Source organism: Klebsiella sp. A-Nf5 (assembly GCF_002810545.1).
Classification (GTDB): Bacteria; Pseudomonadota; Gammaproteobacteria; order Enterobacterales; family Enterobacteriaceae; genus Klebsiella; species Klebsiella variicola.
Genome location: NZ_PIOG01000206.1, coordinates 1 through 1,094, shown reverse-complemented (window position 1 = coordinate 1,094; position 1,094 = coordinate 1). Strand labels below are relative to the sequence as shown.

At 57.8% G+C, this 1,094-nt stretch carries 3 pseudogenes; all 3 read right to left on the bottom strand.

Going from position 1 to position 1,094, the window contains the following annotated elements:
• Positions 1 to 171 (bottom strand): annotated as a pseudogene (locus tag CWM53_RS32240) (ABC transporter permease); the annotation flags it as partial.
• Positions 168 to 977 (bottom strand): annotated as a pseudogene (locus tag CWM53_RS20270) (ABC transporter permease); the annotation flags it as partial. The pseudogenes CWM53_RS20270 and CWM53_RS32240, both read right to left, overlap by 4 nt.
• Positions 978 to 1,011: 34 nt before the next feature.
• Positions 1,012 to 1,086, bottom strand: a pseudogene (locus CWM53_RS20265) (LacI family DNA-binding transcriptional regulator); the annotation flags it as partial.
• Positions 1,087 to 1,094: the final 8 nt, after the last annotated feature.

Here is a 1,094-nt window from a genome sequence, read left to right as displayed (position 1 = left end):
CGACAGCAGGCTGGAGGATACGTCCTGAGCAATCGGATCAAACGGCGCTATCCATGGTGCCAGGCAGGCCACCAACAGCCACAATCCGACAATGGTCAGCCCGGCATATAGCGCCTGCTGGCGCGGAATAATCCGCTGACGCAGACGGGAAAACGTCGCCGTTACCTTCATAGCTTTATCCTCGGGTCCAGAGCCACGGTCAGAATGTCCGCCAGCAGGCTGACCGCCACGGTGGCAAGGGCAAAGACCATGACTACGCCCTGAACCACCATGTAGTCGCGGCTAAAAATCGCCTTTACCAGTAGTTGTCCGAGGCCAGGGATGGCAAACACGCTTTCGATAACCACCGTACTGCCGATTAACCAACCGATATTCACGGCCAGAAGATTGATGGTTGGCACCAGCGAATTGGGCAGCACATGTCGCCAGAAGATGCGTCTTTCCCGTTGCCCGCGCGCTCGTGCCGCCACGACATAGTCACTATTCATCTCCATCAGCAGGCTGGCGCGCAGGTTACGAATCAATACCGCTGAAAGCGCCAGCGCCACGGTCAGGCACGGCAGAACCATATGGCGTAACTGGTCTAAAAAATCGCTGCCGTAGCCGGAAACCGGGAACCAGCCAAGCACAATGCTGAACAGCAGAATCAGCATGATACCGAGCCAGAACGCCGGAAACCCCAGCCCGGCGGTGGTAAAAAGACGAATCAGCCGATCGGCGAGACGTCCACGCTGGCGTGCAGCAATCGCCGCTAGCGGCACCGTCAAGGCAATGGCCAACAGGACACTGCCCAGTACCAGCCACAGCGTTGGCTCAAGACGCGAACCAATCAGCTTCAGAGTATCCACGCGATACACAATCGACTTCCCCAGTTCTCCTTGCAGCAGGTTGCGCAGAAAAAAGCCGTACTGTACCCATAGTGGCTCATCGAGACCAAACTGCGCGCGGATGCGGGCCAGCGCTGCCGGTTTTGCGCGAGTTACAGATCAGGCCGCCGAGGCGCACCTTGCCGGTTGCCGTGGAAACGTTTGCTTTGAGAGCGACGTCTTTCATGGTGGCGGCAACCACTTGTTTTTTGGGCTTCACCTGGTTTC